Origin of the sequence: Streptomyces sp. HUAS MG91, assembly GCF_040529335.1 — a bacterium.
Lineage (GTDB): Bacteria > Actinomycetota > Actinomycetes > Streptomycetales > Streptomycetaceae > Streptomyces > Streptomyces tabacisoli.
In genome coordinates this window covers 1300886-1317393 of the sequence record NZ_CP159534.1, presented here as the reverse complement: position 1 = coordinate 1317393, position 16508 = coordinate 1300886, and the positions used below count along the sequence as shown (strand labels likewise).

Annotated in this window: 11 protein-coding genes and 3 rRNA genes; 13 read left to right on the top strand and 1 reads right to left on the bottom strand. The window is 64.8% G+C overall.

The window, feature by feature from the left end; genetic code table 11:
• Window positions 1-71: 71 nt before the first annotated feature.
• Window positions 72-521, bottom strand: a complete 450-nt coding sequence (locus ABII15_RS06095; RefSeq protein WP_111665561.1) for a PTS glucose transporter subunit IIA — start codon at window positions 519-521, stop codon at window positions 72-74.
• 648 nt (window positions 522-1169) lie between these two features.
• On the opposite strand from ABII15_RS06095, the gene ABII15_RS06090 reads away from it, so the two are divergent.
• The 13 genes from ABII15_RS06090 to ABII15_RS06030 all read left to right on the top strand — a co-directional run bounded on the left by ABII15_RS06090 (window position 1170) and on the right by ABII15_RS06030 (window position 16480).
• Window positions 1170-2695, top strand: a 16S ribosomal RNA gene (locus tag ABII15_RS06090).
• Window positions 2696-3002: 307 nt separating this feature from the next.
• Window positions 3003-6128: ribosomal RNA gene (locus ABII15_RS06085) — 23S ribosomal RNA — on the top strand.
• Between the two features lie 89 nt (window positions 6129-6217).
• Window positions 6218-6334 (top strand): 5S ribosomal RNA (rrf, locus tag ABII15_RS06080).
• The 16S, 23S and 5S rRNA genes sit together here, the layout of an rRNA operon.
• Window positions 6335-6467: 133 nt before the next feature.
• Window positions 6468-7076 carry a CDP-alcohol phosphatidyltransferase family protein gene (locus tag ABII15_RS06075; protein WP_353941239.1) on the top strand — a complete coding sequence of 203 codons (609 nt, stop codon included), beginning with the start codon at window positions 6468-6470 and terminating at the stop codon, window positions 7074-7076.
• 115 nt (window positions 7077-7191) lie between these two features.
• Entirely contained in the window at window positions 7192-9687 is a 2496-nt protein-coding gene (locus tag ABII15_RS06070; protein WP_353941238.1) for a mannose-1-phosphate guanyltransferase, read from the top strand.
• An 87-nt stretch (window positions 9688-9774) separates the two neighbouring features.
• A complete protein-coding gene (locus ABII15_RS06065; protein ID WP_353941237.1) occupies window positions 9775-10677 on the top strand; it encodes a DUF881 domain-containing protein in 903 nt (300 codons plus the stop codon).
• The gene (locus ABII15_RS06060; RefSeq protein ID WP_111663691.1) at window positions 10674-11006 is read left to right on the top strand and encodes a small basic family protein; all 333 of its coding nucleotides are present in this window, start codon (window positions 10674-10676) and stop codon (window positions 11004-11006) included. Before ABII15_RS06065 ends, ABII15_RS06060 begins: the two co-directional genes overlap by 4 nt.
• A gap of 5 nt (window positions 11007-11011) precedes the next feature.
• Complete coding sequence (locus tag ABII15_RS06055) at window positions 11012-11890, top strand: DUF881 domain-containing protein (RefSeq protein WP_353941236.1); 879 nt, start codon at window positions 11012-11014, stop codon at window positions 11888-11890.
• Window positions 11891-11972: 82 nt separating this feature from the next.
• Complete coding sequence (locus ABII15_RS06050) at window positions 11973-12917, top strand: FHA domain-containing protein (RefSeq protein WP_353946975.1); 945 nt, start codon at window positions 11973-11975, stop codon at window positions 12915-12917.
• 27 nt (window positions 12918-12944) lie between these two features.
• The gene (locus ABII15_RS06045) at window positions 12945-13679 is read left to right on the top strand and encodes a MerR family transcriptional regulator (RefSeq protein ID WP_353941235.1); all 735 of its coding nucleotides are present in this window, start codon (window positions 12945-12947) and stop codon (window positions 13677-13679) included.
• An 86-nt stretch (window positions 13680-13765) separates the two neighbouring features.
• Window positions 13766-14239 carry a bifunctional nuclease family protein gene (locus ABII15_RS06040; protein WP_005475662.1) on the top strand — a complete coding sequence of 158 codons (474 nt, stop codon included), beginning with the start codon at window positions 13766-13768 and terminating at the stop codon, window positions 14237-14239.
• A 206-nt stretch (window positions 14240-14445) separates the two neighbouring features.
• On the top strand, window positions 14446-15066 hold the full coding sequence (locus tag ABII15_RS06035; protein WP_353941234.1) for a MerR family transcriptional regulator: 621 nt from the start codon (window positions 14446-14448) through the stop codon (window positions 15064-15066).
• 46 nt (window positions 15067-15112) lie between these two features.
• Entirely contained in the window at window positions 15113-16480 is a 1368-nt protein-coding gene (locus ABII15_RS06030; protein ID WP_353941233.1) for a DNA polymerase IV, read from the top strand.
• Window positions 16481-16508: the final 28 nt, after the last annotated feature.

The window sequence follows — 16508 nt, the reverse complement described above, 5'->3', positions numbered from 1 at the left end:
CCCGTCTCCGATAGTGCGGCGGCCGTGCCGCCGCGATGGTTGTCCTGCCGGCCGTCAGTGACGGCGCACTGTTACTTCCAGCCGAACAGTGCCGCGCCCGCCGTGAGGTCGCCGGACTCGACGACATCGGAGAGCGACTCGGCGGTGGCCTCAAGCGCGACGACGGGGCAGACCGGCGACTTGCCGGCGGCCTCGACGGCGGCGGGGTCCCAGCGCACCACGGCCTGGCCGCGCGTCACGGTGTCACCCTTGTTCACGAGCAGCTCGAAGCCCTCGCCGTTGAGCTGCACGGTGTCGATACCCAGGTGCGTCAGCACCCCGTGTCCTTCTTCGTCTACGACGACGAAGGCGTGCGGGTGCAGGGAAACGACGATGCCGTTGACGGGAGCGACGGCCTCGGAAGGCTCGCGCACGGGGTCGATGGCGGTGCCGGGCCCGACCATCGCGCCGGAGAAGACCGGGTCAGGAACGGCGGAGAGCCCAATGGCGCGTCCGGCGAGCGGCGACGTCACATCGGTCATGGCAAGCCTCCCAGGGGTGGAGATTGATGGTCGTCGTCACTGCCTGTCCTGGACGACGTACCGTTTCGAAGCGTAAGTCATAAAAAGTCCCGGTTCCGCACGAGAGGTACCGGTTGGCTGATGTAGAGCACCCCGCAAACGATTTGCACCGCGCGCGGCGCCCCATGTACTGTCGTATCTCCGCCCGGGAGCACGAGGTACCAACGAGTACCGCGCTCCTGCGGGCCTCTAAGAGTCGAACCCTACATGTGGTCTAGACCTCTGCGTGCAGAGGTGTGGTCAGCGGGGCGAAAAAAGACTGCTAGAGTTACGGCCGCCGGAAAGGAAACCGCGAAAGCGGAATCCCGGAAAGCGGAGCAGGACCCCGAGGAAATCGGCCGGTGAAACGGTCTGATAGAGTCGGAAACGCAAGAACAAAAGAAATACCGAAGGGAAGCGCCCGGAGGAAAGCCCGAGAGGGTGAGTACAAAGGAAGCGTCCGTTCCTTGAGAACTCAACAGCGTGCCAAAAATCAACGCCAGATATGTTGATACCCCGTCTCTCTGAGACGAGGTTCCTTTGTAAAAACACAGCGAGGACGCTGTGAACCGGGAGATTATTCCTCTTCCGGTTCCGCTCTCGTGGTGTCACCCCGATGACGGGGAAACATTCACGGAGAGTTTGATCCTGGCTCAGGACGAACGCTGGCGGCGTGCTTAACACATGCAAGTCGAACGATGAAGCCCTTCGGGGTGGATTAGTGGCGAACGGGTGAGTAACACGTGGGCAATCTGCCCTTCACTCTGGGACAAGCCCTGGAAACGGGGTCTAATACCGGATACCACTCCTTCTCGCATGGGAAGGGGTTGAAAGCTCCGGCGGTGAAGGATGAGCCCGCGGCCTATCAGCTTGTTGGTGAGGTAGTGGCTCACCAAGGCGACGACGGGTAGCCGGCCTGAGAGGGCGACCGGCCACACTGGGACTGAGACACGGCCCAGACTCCTACGGGAGGCAGCAGTGGGGAATATTGCACAATGGGCGAAAGCCTGATGCAGCGACGCCGCGTGAGGGATGACGGCCTTCGGGTTGTAAACCTCTTTCAGCAGGGAAGAAGCGAAAGTGACGGTACCTGCAGAAGAAGCGCCGGCTAACTACGTGCCAGCAGCCGCGGTAATACGTAGGGCGCAAGCGTTGTCCGGAATTATTGGGCGTAAAGAGCTCGTAGGCGGCTTGTCGCGTCGGTTGTGAAAGCCCGGGGCTTAACCCCGGGTCTGCAGTCGATACGGGCAGGCTAGAGTGTGGTAGGGGAGATCGGAATTCCTGGTGTAGCGGTGAAATGCGCAGATATCAGGAGGAACACCGGTGGCGAAGGCGGATCTCTGGGCCATTACTGACGCTGAGGAGCGAAAGCGTGGGGAGCGAACAGGATTAGATACCCTGGTAGTCCACGCCGTAAACGGTGGGAACTAGGTGTTGGCGACATTCCACGTCGTCGGTGCCGCAGCTAACGCATTAAGTTCCCCGCCTGGGGAGTACGGCCGCAAGGCTAAAACTCAAAGGAATTGACGGGGGCCCGCACAAGCAGCGGAGCATGTGGCTTAATTCGACGCAACGCGAAGAACCTTACCAAGGCTTGACATACACCGGAAACGTCTGGAGACAGGCGCCCCCTTGTGGTCGGTGTACAGGTGGTGCATGGCTGTCGTCAGCTCGTGTCGTGAGATGTTGGGTTAAGTCCCGCAACGAGCGCAACCCTTGTTCTGTGTTGCCAGCATGCCCTTCGGGGTGATGGGGACTCACAGGAGACCGCCGGGGTCAACTCGGAGGAAGGTGGGGACGACGTCAAGTCATCATGCCCCTTATGTCTTGGGCTGCACACGTGCTACAATGGCCGATACAATGAGCTGCGATACCGCAAGGTGGAGCGAATCTCAAAAAGTCGGTCTCAGTTCGGATTGGGGTCTGCAACTCGACCCCATGAAGTTGGAGTTGCTAGTAATCGCAGATCAGCATTGCTGCGGTGAATACGTTCCCGGGCCTTGTACACACCGCCCGTCACGTCACGAAAGTCGGTAACACCCGAAGCCGGTGGCCCAACCCCTTGTGGGAGGGAGCTGTCGAAGGTGGGACTGGCGATTGGGACGAAGTCGTAACAAGGTAGCCGTACCGGAAGGTGCGGCTGGATCACCTCCTTTCTAAGGAGCACTTCTTACCGAGTTCGCTCGGTCAGAGGCCAGTACATCAGCGAATGTCTGATGCTGGTTGCTCATGGGTGGAACGTTGATTATTCGGCACACTTGACCTGCTCTGGTCGTAAGTACTGCTTCGGCGTGGAAAGCGAGATGGAATAGGCGAGAGTGTCGGGCACGCTGTTGGGTATCTGAGGGTACGGATTTGATCCCGACCTCAATGCCGGCCCCAGTGCACTCGAACCGCAACTGGTTCGGGGTGATGGGTGGTTGGTCGTTGTTTGAGAACTGCACAGTGGACGCGAGCATCTGTGGCCAAGTTTTTAAGGGCGCACGGTGGATGCCTTGGCACCAGGAACCGATGAAGGACGTGGGAGGCCACGATAGTCCCCGGGGAGTCGTCAACCAGGCTTTGATCCGGGGGTTTCCGAATGGGGAAACCCGGCAGTCGTCATGGGCTGTCACCCGCTGCTGAACACATAGGCAGTGTGGAGGGAACGCGGGGAAGTGAAACATCTCAGTACCCGCAGGAAGAGAAAACAACCGTGATTCCGGGAGTAGTGGCGAGCGAAACTGGATGAGGCCAAACCTCAAGCGTGTGAGACCCGGCAGGGGTTGCGCTTGGGGGGTTGTGGGATCTCTCTTTCACAGTCTGCCGGCTGTGAGACGAGTCAGAAACCGTTGATGTAGGCGAAGGACATGCGAAAGGTCCGGCGTAGAGGGTAAGACCCCCGTAGTCGAAACATCAGCGGCTCGTTTGAGAGACACCCAAGTAGCACGGGGCCCGAGAAATCCCGTGTGAATCTGGCGGGACCACCCGTTAAGCCTAAATATTCCCTGGTGACCGATAGCGGATAGTACCGTGAGGGAATGGTGAAAAGTACCGCGGGAGCGGAGTGAAATAGTACCTGAAACCGTGTGCCTACAAGCCGTGGGAGCGTCGGACATCAAGCTTGCTTGGTGTCTCGTGACTGCGTGCCTTTTGAAGAATGAGCCTGCGAGTTTGCGGTGTGTTGCGAGGTTAACCCGTGTGGGGAAGCCGTAGCGAAAGCGAGTCCGAATAGGGCGATTCAGTAGCGCGCTCAAGACCCGAAGCGGAGTGATCTAGCCATGGGCAGGTTGAAGCGGAGGTAAGACTTCGTGGAGGACCGAACCCACCAGGGTTGAAAACCTGGGGGATGACCTGTGGTTAGGGGTGAAAGGCCAATCAAACTCCGTGATAGCTGGTTCTCCCCGAAATGCATTTAGGTGCAGCGTCGTGTGTTTCTTGCCGGAGGTAGAGCACTGGATAGGCGATGGGCCCTACCGGGTTACTGACCTTAGCCAAACTCCGAATGCCGGTAAGTGAGAGCACGGCAGTGAGACTGTGGGGGATAAGCTCCATGGTCGAGAGGGAAACAGCCCAGAGCATCGACTAAGGCCCCTAAGCGTACGCTAAGTGGGAAAGGATGTGGAGTCGCAGAGACAACCAGGAGGTTGGCTTAGAAGCAGCCACCCTTGAAAGAGTGCGTAATAGCTCACTGGTCTAGTGATTCCGCGCCGACAATGTAGCGGGGCTCAAGCGTACCGCCGAAGTCGTGTCATTGCAGCAATAGGGCCAACGCCTGCTGTGATGGGTAGGGGAGCGTCGTGTGCCGGGTGAAGCAGCGCCGGAAGGCAGTTGTGGACGGTTCACGAGTGAGAATGCAGGCATGAGTAGCGATACAAACGTGAGAAACGTTTGCGCCGATTGACTAAGGGTTCCTGGGTCAAGCTGATCTGCCCAGGGTAAGTCGGGACCTAAGGCGAGGCCGACAGGCGTAGTCGATGGATAACCGGTTGATATTCCGGTACCCGCTGTGAAGCGTCAAACATCGAATCCAGTGATGCTAAGGCCGTGAAACCGCCGTCCTCGTCTTTGACGTGGTTCGGAGTGGTGGAGCCGCCGGCCCAAGTTGGTAGTAGGTGAGTGATGGGGTGACGCAGGAAGGTAGTCCATCCCGGGCGGTGGTTGTCCCGGGGTAAGGGTGTAGGCCGGACGGTAGGTAAATCCGCCGTTCATTAAGGCTGAGACCTGATGCCGAGCCGATTGTGGTGAAGTGGATGATCCTATGCTGTCGAGAAAAGCCTCTAGCGAGTTTCATGGCGGCCCGTACCCTAAACCGACTCAGGTGGTCAGGTAGAGAATACCGAGGCGTTCGGGTGAACTATGGTTAAGGAACTCGGCAAAATGCCCCCGTAACTTCGGGAGAAGGGGGGCCACACCTGGTGATCACTCTTGCAGTGTGAGCTGGGGGTGGCCGCAGAGACCAGCGAGAAGCGACTGTTTACTAAAAACACAGGTCCGTGCGAAGCCGTAAGGCGATGTATACGGACTGACGCCTGCCCGGTGCTGGAACGTTAAGGGGACCGGTTAGTGCACTTTCGGGTGTGCGAAGCTGAGAACTTAAGCGCCAGTAAACGGCGGTGGTAACTATAACCATCCTAAGGTAGCGAAATTCCTTGTCGGGTAAGTTCCGACCTGCACGAATGGCGTAACGACTTCTCGACTGTCTCAACCATAGGCCCGGTGAAATTGCACTACGAGTAAAGATGCTCGTTTCGCGCAGAAGGACGGAAAGACCCCGGGACCTTTACTACAGTTTGATATTGGTGTTCGGTTCGGCTTGTGTAGGATAGGTGGGAGACTTTGAACCAGCCACGCCAGTGGTTGGGGAGTCGTCGTTGAAATACCACTCTGGTCGTGCTGGATGTCTAACCTCGGTCCGTGATCCGGATCAGGGACAGTGTCTGATGGGTAGTTTAACTGGGGCGGTTGCCTCCCAAAGAGTAACGGAGGCGCCCAAAGGTTCCCTCAGCCTGGTTGGTAATCAGGTGTTGAGTGTAAGTGCACAAGGGAGCTTGACTGTGAGACCGACGGGTCGAGCAGGGACGAAAGTCGGGACTAGTGATCCGGCGGTGGCTTGTGGAAGCGCCGTCGCTCAACGGATAAAAGGTACCCCGGGGATAACAGGCTGATCTTCCCCAAGAGTCCATATCGACGGGATGGTTTGGCACCTCGATGTCGGCTCGTCGCATCCTGGGGCTGGAGTCGGTCCCAAGGGTTGGGCTGTTCGCCCATTAAAGCGGTACGCGAGCTGGGTTTAGAACGTCGTGAGACAGTTCGGTCCCTATCCTCTGTGCGCGTAGGAATATTGAGAAGGGCTGTCCCTAGTACGAGAGGACCGGGACGGACGAACCTCTGGTGTGCCAGTTGTCCTGCCAAGGGCATGGCTGGTTGGCTACGTTCGGGAGGGATAACCGCTGAAAGCATCTAAGCGGGAAGCCTGCTTCGAGATGAGTATTCCCACCCCCTTTGAGGGGTTAAGGCTCCCAGTAGACGACTGGGTTGATAGGCCGGATCTGGAAGCACCGTGAGGTGTGGAGGTGACCGGTACTAATAGGCCGAGGGCTTGTCCTCAGTTGCTCGCGTCCACTGTGTTGGTTCTGAAACCACGAACAACCGTCGTAGCCTTTTGGTCACGGCTCCGGTTGACAGTTTCATAGTGTTTCGGTGGTCATAGCGTGAGGGAAACGCCCGGTTACATTCCGAACCCGGAAGCTAAGCCTTACAGCGCCGATGGTACTGCAGGGGGGACCCTGTGGGAGAGTAGGACGCCGCCGAACAAATTTTGAGAAAACCCCCGTGCCGTTCGGCACGGGGGTTTTCTGCGTTCGTGGGGACCCCTCGCGTCCGCCGGGCAGGGCTGAGGGTAAAGTCAGGGGGCATCGTTGGCTTAATTACCCAGGAGGCCCCCGGGTGGAGGTCCAGGAGACCCGTGTCCAGACAGACCGGGTCCTCACCATCCCGAACATCCTCAGCATGGCGCGGCTCGTCGGCGTACCCCTGTTCCTGTGGCTGATCCTCAGGCCGGAGTTCGGCGGGCCGAAGAGCGATGGATGGGCGCTGCTCGTGCTCGCGCTGAGCGGTGTCAGTGACTATCTCGACGGGAAGCTCGCGCGCCGCTGGAATCAGATCAGCAGCCTCGGCCGGCTGCTCGACCCCGCCGCCGACCGGCTCTACATTCTGTCCACCCTGGTCGGCTTGACCTGGCGCGACATTCTTCCCATTTGGTTGACGGCTGCACTGCTTGCGCGAGAACTGCTGCTTCTGGTGATGGTGGGGATCCTCAGGCGTCACGGCTATCCGCCGCCCCAGGTGAACTTCCTGGGCAAGGCGGCCACCTTCAACCTGATGTACGCGTTCCCGCTCTTGCTGCTCAGCGACGGAAGTGGCTGGATCCATGAACTCGCTGCTATTTTCGGATGGGCGTTCGCTGGATGGGGTACAACGCTGTATTGGTGGGCAGGGATCCTCTACGTGGTCCAGGTCCGCCGAGTTGTCAGAGCGGACTCCACGGCCGATTGAGCTCGCCACCCAGCGTCGGGTGAGGCCAGGGCGCTCCCGCTGTTCCTACAGGTGAGCGATACTTGATGAGCGCAGTCGGTTAGACAGTCGTCTCTTCAAGGAGGACGCTTCCGACATGAAGGCCGTCGTGATGGCCGGAGGCGAAGGCACACGCCTTCGCCCCATGACCTCGAGTATGCCCAAGCCGCTCCTGCCCGTGGCCAACCGGCCGATCATGGAGCACGTGCTGAGGCTGCTCAAGCGGCATGGGCTCAGCGAAACCGTAGTCACCGTTCAGTTCCTGGCATCGCTCGTCAAGAATTACTTCGGAGACGGCGAAGAGCTCGGAATGGAGCTCACCTATGCCAATGAGGAGAAGCCACTCGGCACCGCCGGCAGCGTGAAGAACGCGGAGGAGGCGCTGAAGGACGACGCGTTTCTCGTGATCTCCGGTGACGCTCTGACTGATTTCGACCTCACCGAGCTCATCAATTTCCACAAGGAAAAGGGCGCGCTCGTCACCGTATGCCTGACACGTGTGCCCAACCCTCTGGAATTCGGCATCACCATTGTCGATGAAGAGGGGAAGGTGGAACGGTTCCTCGAGAAGCCGACCTGGGGACAGGTCTTCTCGGACACCGTGAACACGGGCATCTATGTCATGGAGCCCGAGGTCTTCGACTACGTCGAGGCCGATGTTCCGGTGGACTGGTCCGGTGACGTCTTCCCGCAGCTGATGAAGGAAGGCAAGCCGGTCTACGGATACGTGGCCGAGGGGTACTGGGAGGACGTCGGCACCCACGAGAGCTACGTCAAGGCGCAGGCCGACGTGCTCGAGGGGAAGGTCGACGTCGAGCTCGACGGGTTCGAGATCTCGCCGGGAGTGTGGGTCGCCGAGGGTGCCGAGGTGCATCCCGACGCCGTGCTGCGCGGGCCGCTGTACATCGGCGACTACGCCAAGGTCGAGGCCGACGTCGAGATTCGCGAGCACACAGTCGTGGGCTCCAACGTCGTCGTGAAGAGCGGGGCCTTCCTGCACAAGGCCGTTGTCCACGACAACGTCTACATCGGGCAGCACAGCAATCTGCGGGGCTGTGTCGTCGGGAAGAACACCGACATCATGCGGGCCGCCCGGATCGAGGACGGTGCCGTCATCGGCGACGAGTGCCTCGTCGGTGAAGAATCGATCATCCAGGGCAATGTGCGGGTGTACCCGTTCAAGACGATCGAGGCCGGCGCCTTCGTCAACACCTCGGTGATCTGGGAGTCCCGCGGGCAGGCCCATCTGTTCGGGGCCCGTGGCGTCTCCGGGATCCTCAACGTCGAGATCACGCCGGAGCTGGCCGTGCGGCTCGCGGGGGCGTACGCCACGACCCTGAAGAAGGGGTCCACCGTCACGACCGCCCGTGACCACTCCCGTGGCGCGCGGGCGCTGAAGCGGGCCGTCATCTCCGCCTTGCAGGCCAGCGCCATCGACGTACGGGACCTGGAGAACGTGCCGCTGCCGGTGGCCCGGCAGCAGACCGCCCGCGGCAGCGCCGGCGGGATCATGATCCGTACGACGCCCGGAGTGCCGGACTCCGTCGACATCATGTTCTTCGACGAGCGCGGAGCCGACCTCTCGCAGGGCAGCCAGCGCAAGCTGGACCGCGTGTACGCCCGCCAGGAGTACCGCAGGGCGTTCCCCGGAGAGATCGGGGATCTGCACTTCCCCTCCAGCGTCTTCGACTCGTACACCGGATCGCTGCTCAGGAACGTCGACATCACGGGGATCGCCGACGCGGGCCTCAAGGTCGTCGTCGACGCCTCCAACGGAAGTGCCGGGCTCGTGCTGCCCAGCCTCCTGGGGCGGCTCGGGGTCGACTCGCTGACCATCAACCCGGGGCTCGACGAGTCGCGGCCCACGGAGACCGCCGACGCACGGCGGTCCGGGCTGGTCAGGCTCGGGGAGATCGTCGCCTCGGCGCGGGCCGCCTTCGGCGTCCGGTTCGACCCGGTCGGTGAGCGGCTCTCGCTCGTCGACGAGAAGGGCCGGATCGTCGAGGACGACCGGGCGCTGCTGGTGATGCTCGACCTCGTGGCCGCCGACCGCCGCAGCGGACGGGTCGCGCTGCCCGTCACCACCACCCGGATCGCCGAGCAGGTCGCCGCGTACCACGGGACGCAGGTCGAGTGGACGACGACCTCGCCCGACGACCTCACGCGGGTGGGGCGCGACGACGGGACCATCTTCGGCGGTGACGGGCGCGGCGGATTCATCGTGCCCGAGTTCAGCAGCGTGTTCGACGGGACCGCGGCGTTCGTCCGGCTCATCGGTCTTGTCGCGCGGACCCAGCTGACCTTGAGCCAGATCGACGCGCGGATCCCGCGGGCGCACGTGCTCAAGCGGGACCTGGCGACGCCGTGGGCCGTCAAGGGACTCGTCATGCGGCGGGTCGTCGAGGAGGCCGGTGACCGGTCCGTGGACACCACCGACGGGGTACGTGTCGTCGAGGCCGACGGACGCTGGGTCATGGTGCTGCCCGACCCGGCCGAGGCCGTCACCCACCTGTGGGCGGAGGGCCCCGACGACGCCTCCGCGCAGCAGCTCCTCGACGAGTGGACGGCCGTCGTGGACAGCGCCGGCCACTGAGCCCGCGACGGACCGGTCACCCTCCAGCTGGGCGGTGGCCGGTTCGTCCGTGGGGCCATTCGGAGGTAGCGGGCACGTCGTGCGACGATGTGCGGCATGCCGCAGCAGCACCCCGTTCGGAGCAGCCCCAGGCGCCTCGCGCGCCCCGACGCGTCCATGTCGCTGCTGACGAACGTGATGGACCACAGCCTCGACGACGGCTACGCGGAGGCCGCGGCCCGCAAGCGGGCCCAGGGGCAGAGCGGGCTGCCGAAGACGCTGCGGGCGAAGCTGGGGCTCGCCGCGGGCCTGGTGCTGGCCGCGCTGGTCGTCACCGTGGGGGCTGCGCAGGCGCGGATCGCGGCGCCGGTCGTGGCCAAGGAGCGCGAAGAGCTGATCGACCGCATCGACAAGGAGAGCGACTCCGCCGACAGGCTGGAGGGCCAGGTCGACTCGCTCCGCACCGACGTGGGCAACAAGCAGCGCGAGGCGCTGCGGAAACACGGCGGTGAGCAGGGCGAGTTGGTAGGGATGCTGTCGGGGGCCATCCCGGTCCACGGGCCGGGCGTCAAGCTGGTCGTCGACGACGCCAAATCCGCCCAGAGCGGTACCGGGGGACCGCGCGAGAGCGCGGACTTCTCCGACACGGGGCGGGTGCGCGACCGGGACATGCAGCGTGTCGTCAACGGCCTGTGGGAGTCGGGCGCCGAGGCCGTGAGCATCAACGGGCAGCGGCTCACCGCACTGTCCGCCATCAGGGCGGCCGGTGACGCGATACTGGTCGACAACAAGCCGCTGGTGCCGCCGTACACGGTGCTCGCGGTGGGGGACGGGCAGCGGCTGAGCACCCGGTTCCAGAACAGCTCCGACGGGTTGTACCTGCACGCCCTGACGGAGAACTTCGGGATCCGGAACAGCATTTCGACGCAGGACGACGTCAAGATCCCCGCCGCGCCCAGCGTGATCGTACGTACAGCACAGCCGAGAGCAGAGCAGAAGGGCACATCGTGATCGCCGTACTGGGCCTCGTCGTGGGAGTCGTGGTCGGGTTGTTCATCCGTCCCGAGGTTCCGGCGGTGGTGGAGCCTTACCTTCCGATCGCCGTCGTCGCGGCGCTCGACGCGGTGTTCGGCGGGCTGCGCGCCATGCTGGACGGGATCTTCGACGACAAGGTGTTCGTCGTGTCGTTCCTGTCGAACGTCGTCGTGGCCGCGCTGATCGTCTTCCTGGGCGACAAGTTGGGCGTGGGCGCGCAGCTGTCGACCGGTGTCGTGGTGGTGCTCGGCATCCGGATCTTCTCCAACGCCGCCGCCATCCGGCGGCACGTGTTCCGGGCGTGAGGCCGATGAACCCGGACGAGACGCCGCGTAGCCCCGAGCCCCCGGAGACTCCGGAGGGTGCCGAGACCGCGTACCGGCTGCGCAAGGAGCTGCCGGCGGAGGTCCGGGCCGCCGCGCCGCCGCAGGAGGCCCGGCCGGAGCCGACGGGCGATCCGCAGCTGACCGGGCGTCAGCGGCTGGTGAAGGGACTGTGGCCGCCGCGCGTGTCACGCGCTCAACTCACGGTCGCCGTGCTGTTGTTCGTCCTGGGCCTCGGACTCGCCATCCAGGTGCGGTCCAACAGCGACAACAGCGCGCTGCGCGGTGCGCGTCAGGAAGATCTTGTGCGCATCCTCGATGAACTCGATGACCGGACTCAGCGTCTGGAAGATGAGAAGCAAGGTCTCGAGGACCAGCGCACCGAGCTGGAGAACAGTTCGGACCAGGCCGAGGAGGCCCGTAAGCAGACGGTCGAGAAGGAACGTCAACTCGGCATTCTGGCGGGCACCGTCGCGGCGCAGGGCCCGGGGATCACGATGACCGTCAGGGATCCGAAGGGAGCGGTCCAGGCCGACATGCTGCTCGACGCGATCCAGGAGCTGCGGGCCGCCGGCGCCGAGGCGATCCAGGTGAACGGGGTGCGCGTCGTGGCGAACACGTACCTGACGGACGGAACCGGAGGGAAGGGGGTCAGCGTCGATGGAAACAAGATCAATCAGCCGTACACCTTCAAGGTCATCGGCAAGCCGCAGGACCTCGAACCGGCCCTCAACATCCCCGGAGGTGTGGTGCAGACGCTGGAGAAGGAGCAGGCCACCGTGGACGTGAGCCGTTCGGAGAAGATCGTCGTGGACGCCTTGCGAGCGGCGCGACAGCCTGATTACGCTCGGTCGTCCTCCCAGTGAGGCGTATGTGCATGGGGGATGTAGTGCGAGGGCATGAGGTTGCGGGGGGTCGGCGCACCGTAGGCGGGGTGCGTGGTGGAAACTGTTTGGCGGATACGGACGTTGTGAGGATGTCCGTGTTCGTGATGTACGCCGATGTGTGCAGTCAGGGTTCGTCCTGCCCCACGGGCGGGTCTGTTTCGGTCAAGGGGAATCGCCCGTGAAGTTGTTTGCGAAGTTGTTCGGCAAGAGCGCACGTGAGGATGGTCGTCACCGTGCGTCGCGCCAGGGAGACGTGCCGGAGACGCAGGTGGGCGAGCGCCCGCTGTTCCGGGACCAGGTCGGGGGTGACAATTCGGGCGGACAGGGCGCGTCGTCTGTTGACCCGGCCGGTTCCGGCCGCATAGGTTTCGGGGAACCGTCAACCTCAAGTACGGGTGGAGGGTTTGGCCCTGGCCCGTACGCGTCCCAAGCCCCCGCGGGGCAGCCGCGGCAGGAGGATCCGTCCATGTCGGCTCTGGTGTGTCAGAGGTGCGGGAACCGGAACGGCGAGAACAGCCGGTTCTGCTCGAACTGCGGTGCGCCGCTGCGGGGCGGAGTCGCGGCCGAAGGGCCGTCGGAGACCACCTCCACGATCTCCATCTCCGGTCTCGAGTCCTACGACCCCGAGGCCACCGGTCAGACCCAGCTGCCGACCCTGTCGCCCGAGGCCCAGGCCGCGGTCGACGCGCTGCCGCTGGGCTCGGCGCTCCTGGTGGTGCGGCGCGGCCCGAACTCGGGCAGCCGCTTCCTCCTCGACGGCGAGCTGACCACGGCGGGCCGCCACCCGCAGAGCGACATCTTCCTGGACGACGTGACCGTGTCGCGCCGCCACGTGGAGTTCCGTCGCCTCCAGGACGGCTCGTTCACCGTCGCCGACGTCGGCAGCCTCAACGGCACGTACGTGAACCGTGAGCGCATCGACTCGGTGACGCTGAACAACGGCGACGAGGTGCAGATCGGCAAGTACCGACTGGTCTTCTACGCGGCGACCCAGCGGGGTATCTGACCCACCAGCGAACCGTCAGGAAGGTCCATGCTTCACACACCGAGGGGCGGTGCCGGCAGCGGCACCGCCACCGTGGACAGTCGGCTGATGAGCATCGGCACCGTACTGAACGTGCTGCGCGACGAGTTTCCCGAAGTCACGATCTCCAAGATTCGGTTCCTGGAGTCGGAGGGGCTCATCGAGCCGCAGCGGACGCCCTCGGGCTACCGCAAGTTCAGCCCGGAGGACGTCGAGCGACTCGCCCACGTCCTGCGGATGCAGCGGGACCACTACCTGCCGCTGAAGGTCATCAAGGAGCAGCTCGACGCCCTGGAGCGGGGCGAGCCCTTGCCGGTGCCCGCGCCGGGGCGCCCCGGCGACCTGGCGGCGGAGGAGAGCGGCGACGCTCCGACCGCCGCCCGCGTCGGCCGGGACGAACTGCTCGCCGCCGCCGGGATCGATGAGGCGGAGCTCGACGAGTGGGAGTCCTACGGGCTCATCGCCCAGTTGCCCGACGGCGGGTACGACGCCTCGGCGGTGCTGGTCGTCGAGCTCGTCGGCGAGCTGGGCCGCTTCGGTATCGGTCCGCGCCACCTGCGGGTGATGCGGGCCGCCGCGGACCGGGAGGCGGGCCTGGTGGACTCCGTCGTCGCACCGCTGAAGGTGCACCGCAATCCGCAGACCAGGACGCTCGCGCAGGCGCGCGCCAAAGAGCTCGCGGGGCTCACGGTGAAGCTGCACGCGGCACTTGTGCAGACCGCTCTCGGGGTGCGTCTTCCCTGATCGCAGGGGCGGGTGAGCGCCGTCGGCCCGGCATGCGGCGCATGCCCGACTACCCAAACCTGCCGGGCACGTCCTAGGGTTGCTGTGTGAACGAGCTCGACGTCGTAGGTGTCCGGGTCGAAATGCCCTCCAACCAGCCGATCGTGCTCCTGCGTGAAGTGGGAGGCGACCGCTACCTCCCCATCTGGATCGGACCGGGGGAGGCGACGGCCATCGCCTTCGCTCAGCAGGGCATGGCCCCCGCGCGTCCGCTGACGCACGACCTCTTCAAGGATGTGCTGGAGGCGGTCGGACAGGAGCTCACGGAAGTACGCATCACCGACCTGCGGGAAGGCGTCTTCTACGCGGAGCTGGTGTTCGCCAGCGGTGTCGAGGTCAGCGCCCGCCCGTCGGACGCCATAGCGCTCGCCCTGCGCACCGGCACGCCGATCTTCGGCAGCGACGGGGTGCTGGACGACGCGGGGATCGCGATTCCGGACGAGCAGGAGGACGAAGTGGAGAAGTTCCGCGAGTTCCTCGACCAGATCTCGCCCGAAGATTTCGGGACGAACAGTCAGTGACCAGCAGATTGTGACCTGCTGGTCGTGAAGAGAGGCGGTCGCCTGGTGGCGGCCGCCTCGGCGCATTCGGCTAGCCTTTCCCCGCTGTGGGGTACGGGAAACCACTCTTAGGGTGATTATCACTCGGCGTGGCGAGTGTGGCGTTCGTTGACGCACCCCCAGTGACTGCTTACCGTCGAGAAGGCAGGTCATAAGAGGAGGTCGGCGTGAGAAGCAGCGGCGACGGTACGGCTACGGGCGGTCCGTACACGTTTCACGGCAGCGCGGCCGATCACACTCCGCAGCGCCCGCAGGCGGTGCCTGTGGCGGCGGGAGCGGATGGCGACGCGACTTCCGAAGAGATCGGATACCGGGGACCGACCGCGTGCGCGGCGGCCGGCATCACCTATCGGCAGCTCGACTACTGGGCCAGGACCGGCCTGGTCGAGCCTAGTGTGCGGCCCGCGTACGGGTCGGGGACGCAACGGCTCTACAGCTTCCGGGACGTCGTCGTCCTGAAGGTCGTGAAGCGGTTCCTCGACACGGGGGTCTCCCTCCAGAACATCCGGACCGCGGTGCAGCACCTGCGGGAGCGCGGTTTCGGGGACCTGGAGCGCATGACCCTGATGAGCGACGGCGCCACGGTGTACGAGTGCACGTCGTCGGACGAGGTCCACGATCTGCTCCAGGGCGGGCAGGGGATCTTCGGCATCGCGGTGGGGGTCGTCTGGCGGGACGTGGAGAGCGCGCTGTCGCAGCTGCACGGGGAGCGGGTGGACACCGGCGAGACCATCGTCAGGACCAACCCCGCGGACGAGCTCGCGAGGCGGCGCAACCGCGCCGTGTGACGGTCGTGCGGCCGCGTTGTCAGTGGCGTAGGGCAGCATCGGTGGTGTGAGGACCGCACCGACGATTCTGCATCTCGACATGGATGCCTTCTACGCCTCCGCGGAGCAGGCGGCGAAGCCCAGCCTGCGCGGGAAAGCCGTCGTCGTGGGCGGGCTCGGGCCGCGCGGTGTCGTGGCCACCGCCTCGTACGAGGCGCGCGCGTTCGGGGTGCACTCGGCGATGCCGATGGGGCAGGCGCGGCGGCTCGCGCCGAACGCCGCGTACCTGGTGCCCCGGTTCCGGCTGTACCGCGAGATCAGCGAGCAGGTGATGGCCCTTCTGCGGGAGCTTTCGCCGCTCGTGGAGCCCTTGAGCCTGGACGAGGCGTTCGTCGATCTGGAGGCCGGTGAGACGGCTTGGGACGCGTCTTCCGCGGAAGCCGTGGGGCTGAAGTTGCGCGGTGACATTCGACGGGTGACCGGGCTGAGCGGATCCGTGGGGCTCGCCGTCTCCAAGATGCTCGCCAAGATCGCCTCCGAGGAGGCCAAGCCGGACGGGCTGCTGCTGATACCGCCGGGGACCGAGCGGCAACTGCTCGGGCCGAAGCCCGTGCGGATCCTGCCGGGCGTCGGGCCGGCGACCGGGGACCATCTGCGCCGGGCCGGGATCCACACCGTCGAGGAGATCGCCGAGGCGGGCGAGGACGAGCTCGTACGGATGCTGGGGAAGGCCCACGGAAGTCATCTGTACGCGATGGCGCTCGCGCGCGACGAGCGGCCGGTCGTCGCCGAGCGGGACTCCAAGTCCGTCTCCGTCGAGGACACCTACGACGTCGACATCCATGACCGGGTGCGGGTCCGCATGGAGGTGCAGCGGCTCGCCGACCGGTGTGTGGAGCGGTTGCGGGCCGCCGGGAGATCCGGGCGGACCGTGGTGCTGAAGGTGCGGCGGTACGACTTCTCGACCCTGACGCGGTCCGAGACGCTGCGCGGGCCGACCGACGACCCCGGCGTGGTGCGGGAGGCCGCGGCGCGGCTCCTCGAGGGCGTGGACACCACCGGAGGCGTGCGGCTGCTCGGCGTCGGGGTCACCGGGCTCGCCGACTTCACGCAGGAGGACCTGTTCGCCCAGGCGGCGGCCGCCTCGGAGGAAGCGGCGGCGGCGGGTGCCGCGGAGGAGGCGGCCGAGGAGACGGCCGGGCCGGCCGAGGACGTACCCGAAGAGCCGGCCGCGCGGCGGTGGATGGCGGGGCTCGATGTGCGGCATGCCGAGTTCGGGCCCGGGTGGGTGCAGGGGAGTGGGGTCGGGCGGGTCACGGTGCGGTTCGAGACGCCGTACTCCGTGGTGCCGGGGCGGGTGCGGACGTTCTCTGTGGATGATCCGTCGCTGGAGGCCGCTGATCCGTTGCCGCTCGTCGAGGTTCCCGCGCGCTGAGGCGTCTGCCGGGTGAGGTGCGTGGGCG

What these genes read in the sequence shown, in the direction of transcription:
- ABII15_RS06095 (WP_111665561.1), bottom strand. Translation starts at nt 521, where the DNA reads ATGACCGATGTGACGTCGCCGCTCGCCGGACGCGCCATTGGGCTCTCC.
- ABII15_RS06070 (WP_353941238.1), top strand. Translation starts at nt 7,192, where the DNA reads ATGAAGGCCGTCGTGATGGCCGGAGGCGAAGGCACACGCCTTCGCCCC.
- ABII15_RS06065 (WP_353941237.1), top strand. Translation starts at nt 9,775, where the DNA reads ATGTGCGGCATGCCGCAGCAGCACCCCGTTCGGAGCAGCCCCAGGCGC.
- ABII15_RS06055 (WP_353941236.1), top strand. Translation starts at nt 11,012, where the DNA reads ATGAACCCGGACGAGACGCCGCGTAGCCCCGAGCCCCCGGAGACTCCG.
- ABII15_RS06045 (WP_353941235.1), top strand. Translation starts at nt 12,945, where the DNA reads ATGCTTCACACACCGAGGGGCGGTGCCGGCAGCGGCACCGCCACCGTG.